We start from the raw sequence: 15753 nt of genomic DNA, 5'->3' as shown, positions 1-15753 counted from the left end.
CGGGGGAGCGCGGACGCTCGTCAACGACAACGCGGCATGGCCGTGCCTTGCTCGGTTCCGTATCGGTGGCCGTGTCCGGAATCGGCATCGAGCGCTGCGGCCAGATCGACCGAGGTCTGCACGAAGCTGATGATCGGCAACCACATCGGCGACGGTGCATCGTGGTGGGTGACCTGCTGTGTCGGAGCCGACCACAGAAGGCTCTCGGACCATGCGACGACAGGATCCGAGCCATTGGCGAGCACTGTGGCGTCGTCGGTGTTCACGGCTCCGGCGGGTGGTCCTGCCCAGACGGCACCGCAGATGCCGGGGAACGTCTGCCGAAGTGACACATACGCGTCGCTTCCCGCCACCGAACCCAAACTCTGTCCGTAGACGATGACGCTCGGCGGCCTCGTCTGCTCCGCCGCTCGCGTCGCGACCGCGCGAACCATCGCGTACGCCGAGCGTCGCGCGTCGTCCTCGGCGAACAGGAACGTCGCCCAGCTGGGTTTGTTCGAGTACTGCAACGCAACGGTTGCGACGTCGCCGCGGAATCGGAGTTCGGCGCCGGCGACCGCATTCTCGTCGACCCAGCCCGAGCCGGTCGGTATCGCCACGACCACGACACCGCGCTCGAAAGCGCCGGCACGTTCCATCTCTGCGACGGCCGCGTCGACCCGCTGATCCAGCGTGGGTGCCGAGTCGAGACCCACATAGGTACGCACCGTGGTGGGATCGAGTCCACCCGAGACGAACCTCCTGCCTTCCCTACCCAGGGTGTTCCACGGCACCAGCGATTCCGGGCTCCCCGATCTGGTCCTGGTGGTCGGAGCGGGCACGGTGTCCTCGGTCGCCGAGCTCGAAGCAGAGAGGGAACCGGCCACGGCCGAGCGGATGACCGGCCCGCCGACGCCGTAGGACAACACCCCGAGGACCGTGATGAGGACGACCGAGCGGACGCTACACACTCTCGATACTGCATGAGCGAGTCCGCACAGGGCCAGAGCGACGCAGGCGGCTCCGCCCAGGACGTCGACGACATATGTCCAGTGCACCGTGTCGGCATCCATCGCGGCACGTAACCGGTTCTGCCACAACATGTTCGAGTACACCGCTGCGGTGGAGATCAGCGCTCCCACGCATACTGCCCACGCCCGAGGTCGGATCCGAGTATGCCGCCCAGTTCCGAATGCCCGCCTCGCGCAACACACGATTGCGAGCCCGAGCGCCATCGCGACGCCGGTCAACAGTGCCTGGGTCACCGCGGGCCGGGGGAGTAGTCCAGGAGCCGAAGACATCAGTACAGCTGCAGTGAGTGCGGCGGAGGTGCCCACTCGCGGGAGTCGTTGCCCCGTGGCTGTGGATGCAGTGTCGCCGTGCGTCTCGTTCGTAGGCGCCGTGGCCGCGGGCACAGCAGTCGACGGCACCGTACTCGTTGGCGCGGCACTCGACGGTGCGGCGGCCCCGGCGATCGACCCGGTCATCGGCGTGTACTCGGCTCGCCGATGTGCACTCGTCTGCGCAGGCAACGGACCGTCAGCAGGGCCGAGAGTGCTGCCAGGGTGATCGACGCGCCGCCGAGCGCCCACGGCAGTGCAGGTTCGGACACCGGCGTACCGAAGGACTGTCGCCAGGAATTGATGTCGACGGCCATCGCAGCCACCGATGCGGAGGCCTCGCACGCCTGGCGAGGGCCAGTGTCGGTCCGGTCGACGCAGGCAGTGTGCATGCGGGTTTCCAGCTGGGCATCGATGGCTCTTCGCCACTGCGGATCAACCGGTTGATCGGTTGCGGCAGCGTAGCGAATGAGGTCGTAGCCCAGATCGTGGGCCTTGCATGCGGAATCGAATTCCGATGGCAACGGGACGGGCGAGGAACAGTCTCCCCATGGGTTCTCGACCATGGCGTCCCGTACCCGCGGGCGGTATCCCATCACGGACGCGAAATCGCGGGGGATGCTCAGCGCAGCGGCGTCCGGCGGTTCGGTGACCAGTGCGTGCACGGCCGCTCCGGTGGGCGAGGTCGTATCGGTCGCGGGCGGCGTCGACGCGGCACCGGTGGTCGCCGTCACCGCCACGATCGCCGCAGCGACGGGTATCAGAGTGCGAGAGATGTTCCTGCTCATGACATTCGACGCTAGGAAGCGAGAGGCGCGTCGGGCATCGCGCCGAGGTCTCGTGCCGTGTCACCGAAACAGGTCGGTCCGTGGCTGCTCCGGTACCTGGGGCCTGCATCGAACTGATACTCAGGTATGACGCGCTCGTGGGCGGGTACTGCTTAGGCTCGGTACGTGCGAAAGAACAGAACGCCAGAATCAGGGCGCGGTACGACGCGGTGGAGGGTGCCGACTCGCATCGCGGGCTTCCGCTCCGTCGATGTGCTGATCGTGTTCGTCACTGCGGTGCTCTATTCGATTGCGTGGCCGACATTGCCGGTGACGCATCATGTTTCGGGTCCGCTGCTCCCCATCGTCAGTGCGCTTGCAGCGTTTCCCTTCGTGCTCGTCCGAATCAACCCGGCGCTCGGGTGGGCCGTCTCGGCGTTGTCCGCACTTGTCATTCCGGCAGTGTTCGATCGCGTCCAGGGATACGACTACCCGTGGCAGGTGGTCCACGTTCTCGTGCTGTTGACGCTGCTGTTCGCGGTGGCTCTGCGATCTCCGCGGTCGGTGGTTCTGGTGTCGTGGTTGGCCAGCATGCTGGTGTTCTTCGCGTACATGCCTGGGTCGGACGGAATCGGTTGGTCGGTGGGTCTGTCGGCGGTCGTGATGTTCGGACTGCTCGTTCGGTGGCTCGTCCTCTCCCGCAGGCAACTCGCACAGCAGGAGGAGGTCAGTGAACTCGAGCGCACCCGGCGCACCATTCTGGAGGAGAAGGCGAAGATCGCTCGCGACCTACACGATGTCGTTGCGCATCACATGTCGATGGTGGTCGTCCAGGCGCAGAGTGCACAGTATCGAATCGACGATGTATCTCCGGCTGCAGCAAAGGAATTCGAGTCGATCGGCGCTACCGCGCGCGAAGCGCTCAACGAGATCAGGGGCATGCTGGGGGTGCTGCGCAGCGACGGGCAGCCGTGGCAGGATGCACCGGCACCGAATGCACTCGACCTCGAACGCACCCTTCGTGCCAGCCTCGAAGCCGGAATGGATCTTCGGTGGACGGTTGCTGGACCAGTCGAATCCGTCTCCGATACAACAGGTTTGGCGTTGTACCGAATCCTGCAGGAGTCGCTGTCCAACGCCGCGCGCCACGCACCGGGAGCGGCGGTGACGGTCGACATCATGATCGGGTCGAGCACCGTCGTGATGACGGTGCGCAACGGGGCGTCACCGACCGCCGATGTGCGGGAGACCATCGAATTCGACTCCGGTGGGAACGGAATCCCTGGCATGACCGACCGAGCCCGGGCGGCACACGGGTGGCTGCATGCCGCTGCGCTACCCGATGGTGGATTCGAGGTCGCCGTGCATGTTCCCCACGGCGTGACAGCCCCGGTGGCCGCGGACGATCTCGCCTAGGCTGACGCGCGTGGCTACAACGGTGTTCATCGCCGACGACCAGGCGATGGTGCGGCAAGGGTTCGGCGCGTTGCTCGGCGCTCAGGCCGACATCTCGGTGGTCGGGGATGCAGACAACGGCCGGACGGCGGTCAGCGAGGTCGCCCGATTGCTCCCGGACGTGGTCCTGATGGATGTGCGGATGCCCGAGATGAACGGACTCGAAGCCGCACGCGCGATCGTTTCTGCGTCCCTTCCGTCGCCGGTGCGAATTCTGATGCTGACGACGTTCGACATCGACGACTACGTCTACGAGGCACTGGCTCTGGGGGCGAGCGGGTTTCTGCTCAAGGATGCACCTGCCGAGGAATTGATCAGGGGCGTACGCGTCGTCGCCCGGGGCGAGGCGCTGTTGGCACCGTCGGTGACCAGACGGCTCATCGCCGATGTGACGGCCCGCCGCGGAGCGCGGCGGCACAACTCGCCGAGACTGGCCGACCTGACCCCGCGCGAACGCGAGGTACTCGAACTCATCGCCACCGGGATGTCCAACTCGGAGATCGCGCAGTCCCTCTTTCTGGCCGAGCAGACCGTGAAAACCCACGTCGGCAAGGTGCTCGGCAAGCTCGGCCTGCGTGACCGTGCCCAAGCCGTCGTTCTTGCCTACGAGAGCGGCGTCGTCACACCGAAGTGACCAGCGAATCTCCCCCTGCTCCGATCCTCGGACCGCAGACGGTACCGACACTGGCCGCCCGAGATCTTCGATACCTATGGTCCACCCGAAGAGGACCATTGGCACTGCCGTACGGGTGTCGAGCTTGGTTGGGTAGAGGTTCACCGACCTCAGGAGCTGTTCGCATGGATATCCACATTCGTACCGACAACAACCTCGACCTCACCGGTCAGCTTCGAGAACGCGTCGAGGGTGACGTCGTGAGCGCCCTCGACCGCTTCTCCGAACACCTCACGCGCATCGACGTCAGCTTTCGCAACGAGAGCGCGGGACGAGAGACCTCCGACGACATCCGGTGCATGATCGAGGCCCGACCCGCCGGCCAGGAACCCGTCACCGTCACCGCGTCGACCGCGCGCATCCCCACGGCCTTCGCCGAGGCGCTGGACAAACTGGAAACATTGCTCACCCACAAGTTCGGCAGGTTGGACGACAAGGACTCGCGCGAGACCGTTCGCGGTCGCTGACGTGAATCGCCGTCCGCGGTGTGTCCGGAGAATTTCTGGCTGACCGGTGAGCTACCTGGGGAGTTGTTCACCCGATTGCGTCGAACAGTGAGCAACACGTAGCGGTTCCCAGCTGTGCCACGGAAGGGTCGAGACGGCATCGACGAGCGCACGTCGGTACGGACGATTAGGGTGACATTCGATATCCGGCTCCACCGAATGAACGGTCTGTGGTCTTTCCACGGGCTTCACTCCCTGTCAGAGAGGCGAAAATCGATGCGCATCGGAGTTCTGACCGGAGGCGGCGATTGCCCAGGGCTCAACGCGGTGATTCGCGCCGTCGTACGCACATCGGACGCGCGGTACGGCTCGACGGTCGTCGGTTTTCAGGACGGGTGGCGGGGCCTGCTCGAGGATCGTCGGGTCCAGTTGCGCAACGACGACCGCAACGATCGGTTGCTCACCAAGGGCGGCACGATGCTCGGCACCGCCCGCACCAATCCTGATGTGCTGCGCGCCGGACTGGACCGCGTCAAGCAGACTCTGGAAGACAACGGCATCGACGTGTTGATCCCGATCGGCGGCGAAGGAACCCTCACCGCTGCTGCGTGGTTGTCGGAAGAGGGCGTACCGGTGGTCGGGGTACCCAAGACCATCGACAACGACATCGATTGCACCGACGTCACATTCGGCTTCGACACCGCACTGACGATCGCCACCGACGCCATCGACCGTCTGCACAGTACGGCCGAATCACATCAGCGTGTGATGCTCGTCGAGGTCATGGGCAGGCACGCGGGGTGGATTGCGCTGCACGCCGGATTGGCATCGGGATCGCACATGACGCTCATCCCCGAGCAGCCTTTCGACGTCGAGGAAGTGTGCACCTTGGTGCGTAAGCGCTTTCAGCGTGGAGATTCGCATTTCATCTGCGTCGTCGCGGAGGGTGCCAAGCCGATGGAGGATTCGATGAAGCTCACCGACGGCGGCATCGACGAGTTCGGCCACGTTCGCTTCACCGGAGTCGCCCACCAACTCGGCGTCGAAATCGAACGCCGCATCAACAAGGAAGTTCGCACCACAGTGCTCGGACACGTTCAGCGCGGTGGCACGCCCACTCCGTACGACCGCGTGCTCGCAACACGATTCGGCGTCAACGCCACCGACGCTGCCCACTCGGGAGACTTCGGCAAGATGGTCTCGTTGCGTGGCACCGAAATCGGCCTGGTGTCTCTGGCCGAGGCCACCAAGCAGCTCAAGCGGGTGCCACAGACCCGCTACGACGACGCCGCCGCCTTCTTCGGCTGAGTCCGGCGCAGGGCCCGAGCTCAGATACGACTCGCGGTCTCTCTGATCTCGGCCTCCCGCTGTTCGGTCTCGCGGCGCAACTCGCGTCGCCTCCGCGCTGCCTCGAAGCGCTGCGCACCGACTGCGGTGGTCGGGGTCAACTGGGGCAGCACTTTCGGCTTTCCGTCGTCGCCGATCGCGACCATGGTGAAATAGCAACTGTTGGTATGGCGAAGCTCACCGCGCTGGATGTTCTCGGTTTCCACCCGGATACCGACTTCCATCGAGGTGCGTCCGGTGTAGTTGACCGATGCGGAGAACGTGACCAGCTCGCCGACGTGAATCGCCTCTCGAAAGACCACTCGATCCACCGACAGAGTCACCACATAGGCCCCCGCGTAGCGACTGGCACAGGCATAGGCCACCTGGTCCAAGAATTTGAGGATGGTGCCGCCGTGGACGTTGCCGGAAAAATTCGCCATGTCCGGTGTCATCAGTACGGTCATGGCGAGTGTCTGCTTCTCGGAAGTGGTCACCCGTGCGCGGTAGCGAGCACACAAGGTTACCCGCGCGTTGTGCAGGGAGTGGAGCCTGCGCAATGACCACGCGTAACGGGTGCATAAACTACGGTGCATGACTGCTGCAACCGTCGATTTGATCGATTACGACGACGTGCTCGCCAAGTTCGACCCCGTGTTGGGCATGGAGGTCCACGTGGAGTTGGGCACCGAGACCAAGATGTTCTGCGGCTGCCCCACCGCGTTCGGCGCGGCACCGAACACTCAGGTGTGCCCGGTCTGTCTGAGCCTTCCCGGCGCACTTCCGGTGGTGAACTCTGCTGCCGTCGAGTCGGCTGTTCGGATCGGGCTGGCGCTCAATTGCTCGATCACCCCCTGGGGACGGTTCGCTCGGAAGAACTACTTCTATCCGGACCAGCCGAAGAACTATCAGATCTCGCAATACGACGAACCCATCGCCACCGAGGGGTATCTCGATGTCGTGCTGGACGACGGCAGCACGTTCCGCGTCGAGATCGAGCGAGCACACATGGAGGAGGACACCGGCAAGTCCACTCACGTCGGCGGTGCGACCGGCCGCATCGAGGGTGCATCGCATTCGCTGCTCGACTACAACCGCGCTGGGGTGCCGTTGGTGGAGATAGTGACCAAGACGATCACGGGGACCGGTGCGCGTGCCCCCGAGGTCGCACGCGCGTACGTCACCGCACTACGTGATTTGTTGAAGTCGCTGAACGTGTCCGATGTGCGGATGGATCAGGGTTCGTTGCGCTGCGACGCCAATGTCTCGCTGATGGAGAAGACGGCCACGGAATTCGGCACGCGCACCGAGACGAAGAACGTCAACTCGCTCAAGAGCGTCGAGGTTGCCGTTCGGTACGAGATGCGCCGTCAGGCAGCTGTTCTCGAATCCGGCGGCGAGGTGACTCAGGAGACGAGGCACTTCCAGGAGTCCGACGGCACCACCACCGCAGGCCGGAAGAAGGAGACTGCGGAGGACTACCGCTACTTTCCCGAGCCGGATCTGGCACCGGTGGCTCCCGACGCGACATGGATCGAGGAGCTTCGTGAAACGCTGCCGGAGCTGCCCTGGCTTCGTCGCGCGCGGATCCAGTCGGATTGGGGAGTATCGGACGAGGAAATGCGCGATCTGGTGAACTCCGGTGCGCTCGAGCTCGTCGCAGAAACGGTGGAGGCGGGTGCGTCGGCGCAGGCGGCACGGTCGTGGTGGGTGTCGTACCTGGCACAGCAGGCCAACATCGCAGGTCTGGAGCTGACCGACCTCTCCATCACCCCGGCTCAGGTTGCCGAGGTGGCCGCGTTGGTGGCCGACGGCAAGCTCAACAACAACGGTGCCCGCCAGGTGGTGGACGGGGTGTTGGCCGGTGAAGGTGAGCCTGCGCAGGTGATGTCGGCGCGAAACCTCGTGTTGGAGAAGGACGACACCAAACTGCAGGCCGCCGTCGATGAGGCGCTCGCGGCCAATCCCGGTGTGGCGGAGAAGATTCGCAGCGGCAAGGTGCAAGCTGCCGGTGCCATCGTCGGTGCGGTGATGAAGGCCACGCGGGGTCAGGCCGACGCTGCCCGCGTCAAGGAGCTCGTGCTCGAGGCCTGCGGCCAGTCCTGACCACCGAGATCGACTGCGGCCGAGCACGACAGACGTGCTCGGCCGCAGTCGTCGTTCGGTCGGCGCACGTTCGGTCGGTGCACGTTCGGTCGAGATGCAGTGCCGATCAGTCGATTCCGCCGCCGCCACCACCGGGGAACGGCACCTTGACGACGCGGTCGTCGGTCGGTCCGACGGCGGTGCCGTTCTTGTTGACGGTGCCCACCAGTATCTGCCCGTCGGCAGAGCTCGTCGCGCCGTTGAGCTGTCCGTACTCGCCCTGGATCAGCAGGGTTGGTTCGGCCGAGACGGCACCGGTGTTCGGGTCCGTCGACAACGCTGCCACGGCCTCGGCGGTGGTGAGTGCGACCGCGACCCCGTTCGCGCCGGCCGCGCAGCCTGCCACGCCGGGACGGTCCGGCCACGTCCACACCGGGGAGAACACAGCGCCGAACTTGTCGATGCGCTGCAACCTGTCCTCTACCGCCGTACGGTCGGTGACATAGATGTTTCCGGTTCCGTCGGTGCAGACGTCGCCGGCTGTTCCTATTCCACTGAGCGCGATCTGCGGTCTCGGGGGATCACTCGTCGGGGACAGTGACGTCACCCGTAACAACTTGCCGGACAACGAATTCGGGCTTGCGGCGGCCGCCGGGTCGCCGTTGTCGCCGGTGAGGACGAGCAACTCGCCTGGCGTGTAGAAATCGAGCGATCCGCCACTGCCCGTCGCACCACGAGGAATACCGGTCACGATGTCCTTGGGTACGTCGCCGGGGGCCAGCCGAACCACTCGGGTGTCCGTGGCGGTGGTGATGAGGGCATAGAGCAACTTGTCCTCGGTGTACGTCGGAGACAGGGCGATATCGAGAAGACCGCCGTCACCGGTGCCGTCGACGTCGAGGCGGGCCACCTCCACCGGGGTTCGTCCCGCGGCAACTTCCATGATGCGACCGGTTCGACGCTCGGCGACCAGGGCGCTGCGGCCGTCGGGCAGAGCAACGAGGCCGCCGGTCGTATCCAGACACGTGGCAATCACAGCCGGGTCGGGGTCGACACACGGACCGGATGGGGGAGGTGGGGCGTTCGGATCCGGTGGTGGCGAGGTCTCGGCGGGGGTGGTCGGTCTGAGCTCGGCGGCACCGATGTCCGGTGCCGGCGTGAAGGGCGAGGAATTGGAGTCGTCGAAGCGGGCGCACCCGGCGAGCAATACGGCGGTCATCGACATGGCGACGACGGCGGCGGTTGCAGTTCGGGGAAACGCTCCGACCGGCTTCATGGTTCGAACGTTACGTCAGCAGCGGTACAGACTCGCCACGCGGCCATGAGCGCGAACGAGGGTGATCGGGGTACATCGCCTCTACTCTGGAGTGGTGACCGATACACCGCGCGACCCCAACCGGCCGGATACGTCGTACGAACCGGCCGAAAGCCCGTACGACAATCCCACCGAAAAGATTCCGCCCTCGCGCTCCGCTTCCGACACACCTGCACCGGACCGGACCGAGACCTCCGGTGAATCGACGACCGCATTCGGTGCCCAGCGGTCCGACCGACTGCCTCGCACCGACGACGAACTCGACTTCCCGTACTCGGCACCGTCCGACACGGGCGCATCCGACGCCCAGCCCACCGAGAAGATGCAGACATTCCGGCCCTCGGCGTACTCCGACTCGTACTCGGACTCGTCCACCGGTCGCACATCGGCGTCCGCGTCGACCTCCTCGACCGCATACTCCGATCGGCCCACCGAGCACATCGGTACCTCGACGGCCGCCGCAGCACCCGCGGTCGTACCGGAGCCCGAGGTGCGAACCGAGACCGTCGAGATCCCCGCGCGTCGAGGCAGCACCGACCTGGGCTTGTTCGTACTTCGGGTAGCAGTCGGAGCAGTGTTCCTCGGCCACGGACTGCAGAAACTGGTCGGGCTGTGGAACGGGCCCGGCCTGGACGGTTTTCAAAGCCTGCTCGAGGACGCGGGCTTCCGGTACCCGGAGATTCTCTCGATCGTTGCCGCTGCCGGCGAAACCCTCGGCGGAGCGCTGCTGATCCTCGGATTGGCGACGCCGCTGGCAGGAGCAGCCGTGCTGGCGACCATCATCAACGCCTGGTGCTTCAAGCAGATGGCCTCGCCCGGTCTGCAGTTCTTCGGCGCAGACGGCGTCGAGTACGAAACTGTGCTCGGCTTCGCAGCGGCGGCGCTCATCCTCACCGGTCCCGGAAAGATCGCATTCGACGGTCGCCGCGGATGGGCCACTCGCCCGCGGATCGGATCGCTGCTCGCGCTCGTCATCGGCATCGCCGCCGGAGTCTGCATCTGGATCTTCCTCAACGGAGCCAATCCCGTCGTCCGCTGATCTCGCACGACGATCACCCCAGGTGAGTGGAACCTCGTAGCCGGCTACGAGGTTCCACTCACCTGGGGTGATCCGCAGGCTGCACTCCCGCCTGTCCGGGTCGTTCCGCAGGCTGCACTCCCGCCTGTCCAGTACTGCTCACGGGACGTAGCGGACTGCACCCTTGTCTGCCGAGGTTGCCAAAGCCGCGTAAGCACGCAGGGCGGTGGTGACCGTGCGCTGACGATCCACCGGCTGCCACGGACGCTCGGAGGCCGTCATCTTCGCCCGACGCGTCTCGAGGGTCTCGTCGTCGACCAGTATCTCGAGCGTGCGCGTGGCCACATCGATGCGGACCTGGTCGCCGTTCTCGACGAGCCCGATCACTCCGCCCGCGGCAGCCTCCGGAGAGATGTGCCCGATGGACAGGCCCGAGGTTCCACCGGAGAACCGGCCGTCGGTGATCAGTGCGCAGACCTTGCCCAGACCGGCACCCTTGAGGAAGGCGGTCGGGTGCAGCATCTCCTGCATGCCCGGTCCGCCCTTGGGACCCTCGTACCGAACCACCAGCACATCACCGGGTTGGATCTTCTTCTGCAGGATGGCCGAGACGGCCTCCTCCTGGGACTCGACGACCAATGCCGGACCCTGGAAGGAGAACAGGTCCTCGTCGATGCCTGCGGTCTTGAGGATCGCACCGTCGACCGCGATGTTGCCGCGAAGCACCACCAGGCCACCTTCGACCGTGTAGGCGTGTTCCAGATCTCGGATGCAACCACCTGCGGCATCGGTGTCCAGAGACGACCAGCGGTTGTCCGTGGAGAACGGCTCGACGGTACGAACCCCACCCGGAGCGGCGTGGAACAGTTCGATCGCCTCGTCCGATGCACTGCCGGACCGGATGTCCCAGGTGTCGAGCCAGTCGTCGAAGCTCTTGGTGTGCACCGTCGAGACATCGGTCTCGAGCAGGTTCGCGCGGCGCAGTTCACCGAGCAGTGCCGGAATTCCGCCGGCCCGGTGCACGTCTTCCATGTGGTAGTCGGAGTTCGGTGACACCTTCGAAAGGCACGGGACCCGACGGCTGATGGCGTCGATGGTGTCGAGATCGAAGTCGACCTCGCCCTCCTGCGCGGCGGCGAGAGTGTGCAGCACGGTGTTGGTGGATCCGCCCATCGCCACGTCGAGCGCCATGGCGTTGCGGAACGCGGCCGGTGTGGCGATGTTGCGGGGGAGAACGGAGTCGTCCTCGTCGCGGTAGTACCTCAGCGCGGCCTCGACGACGGTCGTGCCTGCCCGCGTGAACAGGGCCCGGCGAGCCTGGTGCGTGGCCAGGGTGGAGCCGTTGCCGGGGAGTGCCAATCCGAGCGCCTCGGTGAGGCAGTTCATCGAGTTGGCGGTGAACATGCCCGAGCAGGATCCACAGGTGGGGCACGCGCTGCGCTCGACCTCGTCGAGGCCGGCCTCGGACACCGCGTCGCTGGCACTGGCGGAGATAGCGGTGATCAGGTCCGTCGGGGCCTGCGCGACGCCGTCGACGACGACGGCCTTGCCTGCTTCCATCGGTCCGCCGGAGACGAACACGGTAGGGATGTTCAGGCGCATCGCGGCGTTGAGCATGCCCGGAGTGATCTTGTCGCAGTTGGAGATGCACACCAGCGCATCCGCCGTGTGGGCGTTGGCCATGTACTCGACCGAGTCGGCGATGATCTCGCGGCTGGGCAGCGAGTACAACATCCCGCCGTGACCCATGGCGATCCCGTCGTCGACGGCGATGGTGTGGAACTCGCGGGGAACGCCGCCTGCAGCTCGGACGGCATCGGCGACGATCTCGCCGACATTCTTCAGATGCACGTGGCCGGGGACGAACTGGGTGTACGAGTTCGCAATGGCGACGATGGGTTTCCCGAAATCCGAATCGGTCATCCCGGTCGCGCGCCACAGCGAGCGTGCGCCCGCGGCGTTGCGTCCGACAGTGGTGACCCGTGAGCGTAGCGGCGGCATAGTGCGTTGTCCTCGTTCGTTGCAGCGGTATTCGCACGGACGAGGTTACTCGGCGGGCCTGCTAGCGATTCTCGGGAGCCCGCTCGTCCTCGTGTTCGGCTTCCTCGGCTTCCGCTGCTTCCTCTGCTTCCGCTCGGGCTCGATCCGCGGCGGCCGCTGCATAGGGATCGGTGATGCGTCCTCCACTCGCGGCTGCGAGCTCGGGGAGCAGGTCGAATCGCACCAAGGGGAGCGACTTCTCGGTTTTGTCGGTCAGGACCACACGGGCCCAGCGGCGGTTCGGAAAGTGCAGCCCCTGTACCGAGTTCCACTCGATCACATCCGAGCCGATGAACCGTCGGGCGGTGATGGCCTCGGGAGTGATGACGGTGCGCACGCGAAGCACCCAGATGCAGGCGAGGATCGGCAGGATCAGTAGCCATCCCAGGGCAGCCGGCCAGCTGACGGCAGGCAGCGCCGTGCCCAGCAGTAGCAGCCCCACGGCGACGAGGGCCAGGCGCGGCAGGCGAATGACCTGCGTGGTCGACGGCTGCCGTCCGTCGGCGCCGTTCGGTGCCTCGGGAGCGGTGTGGGAGGATGACAGTGGTGGTTCGGACTGCTGCGAAGACGACACCCATTCATCTTCGCATTGCATCTACGCGATCTCACATAATGGGATTGCGTCGTGACGAGCTTGACTCTTCCCGGAGCGCGCGCCTACCGTCGAGCGCGTGAAGCGGAATTGGATACTCGTAATCGGCCGGCGCGTCATCGCCTGAGCCGATTGTTCAAGCTCGCATCGACGCGCCACCCTCGTACAGCACACGCTGGCGGGGGTTTTTTCTTGCCCAGAGATCGCCCAGCAATTCGACATTCCTGAGGAAGCAATCAGTGAGCGCACCAACCGCACGCCCCGGGCCCACGACTCGTAAGCCGGGGTCAGCCGCAAGTCCGTCGACCAGCAGCCCGTCCGCAGACGCGGCGACCAACGGATCGCGACGCCACGTCGCGCCGGAAAAGGTCTCCGGTGCGCAGTCGGTCGTACGAGCACTGGAGGAACTCGACGTCGACACTGTCTTCGGCATTCCCGGTGGCGCGGTCCTTCCGGTGTACGACCCGCTCTTCGACTCCAAGAAGGTTCGGCACGTCCTCGTTCGTCACGAGCAGGGCGCAGGCCACGCTGCCACCGGATACGCCCAGGCCACGGGCCGCGTCGGGGTGTGCATGGCGACTTCGGGTCCGGGAGCGACGAACCTCGTCACCCCGCTCGCCGACGCCCAGATGGACTCCGTTCCGGTCGTCGCGATCACCGGGCAGGTGGCGCGCAGCCTCATCGGTACCGACGGCTTCCAGGAAGCCGACATCTCGGGAATCACCATGCCCGTGACCAAGCACAATTTCCTCATCACCGACGGTGCAGACATTCCGCGCATCATGGCCGAGGCGTTCTACATCGCCGCCTCCGGTCGCCCCGGTGCCGTGCTCGTGGACATCCCCAAGGACGTTCTGCAGGCGCAGACGACGTTCTCGTGGCCGCCGGAGATGCGTCTGCCCGGCTACCGGCCGGTGACCAAGCCCCACGGCAAGCAGGTCCGCGAGGCAGCGCGCTACATCGCCGACGCCAGGCAGCCGGTGCTGTACGTCGGCGGTGGTGTCATCAAGGCCAACGCGTCGGCCGAGCTGCTCGAGCTTGCCGAACTGACCGGAATCCCCGTCGTCACCACCCTGATGGCGCGCGGCTCGTTCCCCGACACTCACCAGCTCAACCTGGGCATGCCCGGTATGCACGGCACCGTCGCGGCCGTGGCCGCGCTGCAGCGCAGTGACCTGTTGATCACGCTCGGTGCCCGGTTCGACGACCGCGTCACCGGCCAGCTCTCGTCGTTCGCCCCGGGTGCCAAGGTCATTCATGCCGATATCGACCCGGCCGAGATCGGCAAGAATCGATTTGCCGACGTGCCGATCGTCGGTGACTGCCGCGAGGTCATCACCGAACTCATCGAGGCGTTGCGAGCCGATCGTGCGACCGGAACCACCCTCGACCTCGAGCAGTGGTGGGTGTACCTCGACGGCATCCGCAAGACCTACCCGCTGAGTTACGACCGCCCCTCCGACGGTTCCATGTCGCCCGAGTTCGTCATCTCCTCGGTCGGTAAGTTCGCCGGGCCCGACGCGATCTACTGCGCAGGAGTGGGCCAGCACCAGATGTGGGCCGCGCAGTTCATCAACTACGAGAAGCCGCGCACCTGGCTCAACTCCGGTGGCCTCGGCACGATGGGGTACGCGGTTCCGGCCGCCATGGGTGCCAAGATGGGCCTACCCGACGCCGAGGTGTGGGCCATCGACGGTGACGGCTGCTTCCAGATGACCAACCAGGAACTGGCGACCTGCGCGGTCGAGGGCATCCCGATCAAGGTCGCGCTCATCAACAATGGAAACCTCGGCATGGTTCGTCAGTGGCAGACGCTGTTCTACGAGGAGCGATACTCCAACACGAACCTCGGCACCCACGGTGCCGTCCGAATTCCGGATTTCGTCAAGCTGGCCGAGGCGTTGGGTTGCGTCGGTCTGCGGTGCGAGCGGGAAGAGGATGTCGACGCGGTGATCGCCGAGGCGCGTGCGATCAACGATCGTCCGGTCGTCATCGACTTCATCGTCGGAGCCGACGCTCAGGTGTGGCCGATGGTCGCAGCCGGAACCGGTAACGACGAGATCATGGCTGCCCGCGGAATTCGGCCGCTGTTCGACGAGGACGAGACCGTCGGCAGTGAGCCGGGACTCGACGAGGCGATGCACCGCGAGCAGGCACCACATCCGCAGCACAACGACGTGAAAGGCACCGACCAGTGAGCACGAGCCATACCCTCAGCGTCCTCGTGGAGGACAAGCCAGGTGTGCTGGCCCGCGTCGCTGCGTTGTTCTCGCGCCGCGGCTTCAACATCTCCTCGCTCGCCGTCGGTGGCACCGAGATCCCCGACATCTCCCGCATGACCATCGTGGTGACCGTCGACGAATTCCCGCTCGAGCAGGTGACCAAGCAGCTCAACAAGCTGATCAACGTCATCAAGATCGTCGAGCAGGACGAGGATTCCTCGGTGGCGCGCGAGTTGGTGCTGATCAAGGTTCGGGCCGACGCAAGTGTTCGCAGCGAGGTCATCGAGACGGTCAATCTGTTCCGCGCCAAGGTGATCGACGTCTCGCCCGAGGCGGTCACGGTCGAAGCGACGGGCACCCGCTCGAAGCTCGATGCGCTGCTGAAGATGTTGGACCCCTATGGAATTCGAGAAATAGTTCAGTCGGGAGTCGTTGCCGTCGGACGTGGACCGAAATCGATCACTGCGTCGCGGTAGCGACCGAAGTGACGAACAC

General features: G+C 65.5%; 14 protein-coding genes. 8 read left to right on the top strand and 6 right to left on the bottom strand.

Translation table 11 applies throughout. The features are described 5' to 3' along the window. Positions 1 to 20: 20 nt before the first annotated feature. Positions 21 to 1466, bottom strand: a complete 1446-nt coding sequence (locus tag ACOQFP_RS15805; RefSeq protein WP_421584837.1) for an alpha/beta-hydrolase family protein — start codon at positions 1464 to 1466, stop codon at positions 21 to 23. Beyond that, positions 1463 to 2107 (bottom strand): hypothetical protein, encoded by a 645-nt coding sequence (locus ACOQFP_RS15800; protein WP_421584836.1) that lies wholly within the window; start codon positions 2105 to 2107, stop codon positions 1463 to 1465. The genes ACOQFP_RS15805 and ACOQFP_RS15800 overlap by 4 nt, the downstream gene beginning before the upstream one ends. A 216-nt stretch (positions 2108 to 2323) precedes the next feature. On the opposite strand from ACOQFP_RS15800, the gene ACOQFP_RS15795 reads away from it, so the two are divergent. From ACOQFP_RS15795 to ACOQFP_RS15780, 4 genes are all read left to right on the top strand, one after another. Next, the gene (locus ACOQFP_RS15795; protein ID WP_421584835.1) at positions 2324 to 3502 is read left to right on the top strand and encodes a sensor histidine kinase; all 1179 of its coding nucleotides are present in this window, start codon (positions 2324 to 2326) and stop codon (positions 3500 to 3502) included. Between the two features lie 10 nt (positions 3503 to 3512). After that, positions 3513 to 4175 (top strand): response regulator, encoded by a 663-nt coding sequence (locus ACOQFP_RS15790; RefSeq protein ID WP_206490013.1) that lies wholly within the window; start codon positions 3513 to 3515, stop codon positions 4173 to 4175. A 164-nt stretch (positions 4176 to 4339) separates the two neighbouring features. After that, a complete protein-coding gene (locus tag ACOQFP_RS15785) occupies positions 4340 to 4681 on the top strand; it encodes an HPF/RaiA family ribosome-associated protein (protein ID WP_206490014.1) in 342 nt (113 codons plus the stop codon). A gap of 255 nt (positions 4682 to 4936) precedes the next feature. Continuing rightward, the gene (locus ACOQFP_RS15780) at positions 4937 to 5968 is read left to right on the top strand and encodes an ATP-dependent 6-phosphofructokinase (RefSeq protein ID WP_206490015.1); all 1032 of its coding nucleotides are present in this window, start codon (positions 4937 to 4939) and stop codon (positions 5966 to 5968) included. Between the two features lie 20 nt (positions 5969 to 5988). Here the strand turns inward: ACOQFP_RS15780 and ACOQFP_RS15775 are convergent, their stop codons facing one another. Continuing rightward, positions 5989 to 6453 carry an acyl-CoA thioesterase gene (locus tag ACOQFP_RS15775; RefSeq protein ID WP_206490027.1) on the bottom strand — a complete coding sequence of 155 codons (465 nt, stop codon included), beginning with the start codon at positions 6451 to 6453 and terminating at the stop codon, positions 5989 to 5991. Between the two features lie 127 nt (positions 6454 to 6580). Between ACOQFP_RS15775 and gatB the strand changes: the two genes are divergently transcribed. After that, on the top strand, positions 6581 to 8092 hold the full coding sequence (gatB, locus tag ACOQFP_RS15770; protein ID WP_206490016.1) for an Asp-tRNA(Asn)/Glu-tRNA(Gln) amidotransferase subunit GatB: 1512 nt from the start codon (positions 6581 to 6583) through the stop codon (positions 8090 to 8092). A gap of 106 nt (positions 8093 to 8198) precedes the next feature. Here the strand turns inward: gatB and ACOQFP_RS15765 are convergent, their stop codons facing one another. After that, complete coding sequence (locus ACOQFP_RS15765; RefSeq protein WP_341244348.1) at positions 8199 to 9347, bottom strand: PQQ-dependent sugar dehydrogenase; 1149 nt, start codon at positions 9345 to 9347, stop codon at positions 8199 to 8201. Positions 9348 to 9441: 94 nt separating this feature from the next. Between ACOQFP_RS15765 and ACOQFP_RS15760 the strand changes: the two genes are divergently transcribed. Then, entirely contained in the window at positions 9442 to 10425 is a 984-nt protein-coding gene (locus tag ACOQFP_RS15760; RefSeq protein ID WP_206490307.1) for a DoxX family protein, read from the top strand. Between the two features lie 138 nt (positions 10426 to 10563). On the opposite strand, the gene ilvD is transcribed toward ACOQFP_RS15760, so the two are convergent. Further along, positions 10564 to 12405: a dihydroxy-acid dehydratase gene (gene ilvD / locus ACOQFP_RS15755; protein WP_421584834.1), complete on the bottom strand. Its 1842-nt coding sequence runs from the start codon at positions 12403 to 12405 to the stop codon at positions 10564 to 10566. Between the two features lie 61 nt (positions 12406 to 12466). After that, positions 12467 to 13018: a PH domain-containing protein gene (locus tag ACOQFP_RS15750; RefSeq protein WP_307830822.1), complete on the bottom strand. Its 552-nt coding sequence runs from the start codon at positions 13016 to 13018 to the stop codon at positions 12467 to 12469. A 257-nt stretch (positions 13019 to 13275) separates the two neighbouring features. On the opposite strand from ACOQFP_RS15750, the gene ACOQFP_RS15745 reads away from it, so the two are divergent. After that, positions 13276 to 15234: an acetolactate synthase large subunit gene (locus ACOQFP_RS15745; RefSeq protein WP_421584833.1), complete on the top strand. Its 1959-nt coding sequence runs from the start codon at positions 13276 to 13278 to the stop codon at positions 15232 to 15234. Continuing rightward, positions 15231 to 15734, top strand: coding sequence for an acetolactate synthase small subunit (gene ilvN, locus ACOQFP_RS15740; protein WP_206490316.1), 504 nt, complete (start codon positions 15231 to 15233; stop codon positions 15732 to 15734). Before ACOQFP_RS15745 ends, ilvN begins: the two co-directional genes overlap by 4 nt. The last annotated feature ends 19 nt before the right edge of the window (positions 15735 to 15753 follow it).

This window comes from Rhodococcus sp. MALMAid1271 (assembly GCF_049195265.1).
Taxonomy (GTDB): domain Bacteria; phylum Actinomycetota; class Actinomycetes; order Mycobacteriales; family Mycobacteriaceae; genus Rhodococcoides.
Note: the sequence above shows the minus strand (reverse complement) of the source record. Positions and strands in the feature narration are given on the sequence as shown.

Bases quoted from the DNA above. Each gene is read 5' to 3' on its own strand.
- ACOQFP_RS15805 (WP_421584837.1), bottom strand. From the start codon at position 1,466: ATGACCGGGTCGATCGCCGGGGCCGCCGCACCGTCGAGTGCCGCGCCA.
- ACOQFP_RS15800 (WP_421584836.1), bottom strand. From the start codon at position 2,107: ATGAGCAGGAACATCTCTCGCACTCTGATACCCGTCGCTGCGGCGATC.
- ACOQFP_RS15785 (WP_206490014.1), top strand. From the start codon at position 4,340: ATGGATATCCACATTCGTACCGACAACAACCTCGACCTCACCGGTCAG.
- ACOQFP_RS15780 (WP_206490015.1), top strand. From the start codon at position 4,937: ATGCGCATCGGAGTTCTGACCGGAGGCGGCGATTGCCCAGGGCTCAAC.
- ACOQFP_RS15775 (WP_206490027.1), bottom strand. From the start codon at position 6,453: ATGACCGTACTGATGACACCGGACATGGCGAATTTTTCCGGCAACGTC.
- gatB (WP_206490016.1), top strand. From the start codon at position 6,581: ATGACTGCTGCAACCGTCGATTTGATCGATTACGACGACGTGCTCGCC.
- ACOQFP_RS15765 (WP_341244348.1), bottom strand. From the start codon at position 9,347: ATGAAGCCGGTCGGAGCGTTTCCCCGAACTGCAACCGCCGCCGTCGTC.
- ilvD (WP_421584834.1), bottom strand. From the start codon at position 12,405: ATGCCGCCGCTACGCTCACGGGTCACCACTGTCGGACGCAACGCCGCG.